Below are 1,530 nucleotides of genomic sequence, written 5' to 3'. Positions count from 1 at the left end.
CGCCGTGCGCCACCACCACGAACGCTGGGACGGGGGCGGCTACCCCCGTGGCCTGCGCCGGGACCGGGTGCCCCTCGCGGCCCGGATCGTGGCGATCGCGGACGTGTACGACGCGCTGGTCAGCGTCCGGCCCTACAAGCCCGCCTGGTGTGGGCGCGAGGCGGCCCGGCTGGTGCTGCGCGAGGCGGGCCGCCAGTTCGACCCCCGCCTCGCCCGACTCTTCGTGCGGGACGTGCTGGGCTTCGACGACCTCCTGCGCTGAGCAGCGGTGCGGACGGGTTCATAACCTTCAGAAACCCGGTGGGGTTTTGCCACGCTGGGACGGCGTTGCAGTCCACCCCACTTACCGCAAGAGGGCAAGGAGAGCGGCGCCGGGGACAGTCCCCTTGGCGCCGCTCCGCGTGTCCCCGCGTTACTTCAGGTAGGGGGCGAACCGTTTCAGGGTGCCCGCGTCGGGTTTGGCGGTGGCCCGCAGCAGGCGCTGGGCACTGAAGGTCAGCAGCAGGTGCCCGCCCGCGCCCGCTTCCAGGGCGCTGCCGCTGGCGCTCAGCCGGGCGGGGCCTGCCAGCACCGTCTGCGCGGTGCGGCCGTCGAAGGCGAGGGCGGCGGCGCTGAGCTGCGGGCTCTGGGCCCGCACGCCCCCGTGGGCGCTCACGAAGCCGGTCCTCACGTTCAGGACCATCCGCTGGGCGATCAGGCCCTTCATGCGGGCGTCGCTGTAGCTCGGCGTGCCGGTCGCGGTCACGACGCCGCCCCTGAGGTCGTAGGTGAGGCTCGCCGCCCGCAGGGTGCCGCCCTGCCGGGTGGTCAGGGTGACCCCCTGGGCGCTGAGGCGCTCGCCGGGGAGCAGTTGCAGCCGCTCGGCGGTCAGCCGCACGCCGCCCTTGCTGTCGGTCACGGTGCCGCCCGAGGGAAACTCGGTGGCCCCGGTTTCGAGGTTGAGGTTCTGGGCCCCGCGCGGGGTCACGTTCAGCCCACCAAAGGTCACGGCGCTGCCCATGCCCACGGTCAGGGCCGCGAGAAGGGGAAGGAGAAGTCGCTTCATCCCCCCACCCTAGCGGCCCCCCACTGAGCCCGGTGAGCGGGGGCGTCAGACCCGCTTCAGCCTGCCAGATTCTTCATCCACTCTCCAAGAAACGGGGGGTACACTCGGGGGCAGTGAAGCGACTTCTTCCCCTCGCGCCGCTGCTGCTGCTCGCCCCCGTCGCCTCGGCGGCTCCCCGCGTGTGGGCGCACGACGGCTACACCCGCGCCGTCTTCGACCTGCCCCGCGTCACCACGGCGGCGAGCACGGTCAGGGGTCAGACTGTCACCGTGAAGCTCGGCCTGAGCCTGCCCACCGCCTCGGGCAAGCTCGCGGTGCCGGGCCTGAGCGCCTACCGCGTCAGCGGCGCCACGGTCACCCTCACCCTGACGCCGGGCTTTTCCGGGGCGCGGGTGGAGGTCCTGCCCGCCGGGGGAGGCCAGCCCGCCCGGCTGGTGGTGGACGCGCTGCGGACCCCGGCGGCGAATGCGGCCCCCAAGCCTGCG

At 73.7% G+C, this 1,530-nt stretch carries 2 protein-coding genes and 1 pseudogene; 2 read left to right on the top strand and 1 reads right to left on the bottom strand.

What is annotated here, in order from left to right; all coding sequences use genetic code 11:
• Window positions 1–262: HD-GYP domain-containing protein (locus tag QOL99_RS16980; RefSeq protein WP_285525561.1), on the top strand; the 262-nt coding region annotated here is incomplete at its 5' end.
• Window positions 263–412: 150 nt separating this feature from the next.
• On the opposite strand, the gene QOL99_RS16975 is transcribed toward QOL99_RS16980, so the two are convergent.
• The gene (locus QOL99_RS16975) at window positions 413–1,045 is read right to left on the bottom strand and encodes a hypothetical protein (protein WP_285525559.1); all 633 of its coding nucleotides are present in this window, start codon (window positions 1,043–1,045) and stop codon (window positions 413–415) included.
• A 113-nt stretch (window positions 1,046–1,158) separates the two neighbouring features.
• Between QOL99_RS16975 and QOL99_RS16970 the strand changes: the two are divergent.
• Window positions 1,159–1,530, top strand: a pseudogene (locus QOL99_RS16970) (N-acetylmuramoyl-L-alanine amidase); the annotation flags it as partial.

Origin of the sequence: Deinococcus rhizophilus (assembly GCF_030271215.1) — a bacterium.
GTDB classification, from domain to species: domain Bacteria; phylum Deinococcota; class Deinococci; order Deinococcales; family Deinococcaceae; genus Deinococcus; species Deinococcus rhizophilus.
Note: the sequence above shows the minus strand (reverse complement) of the source record. Positions and strands in the feature narration are given on the sequence as shown.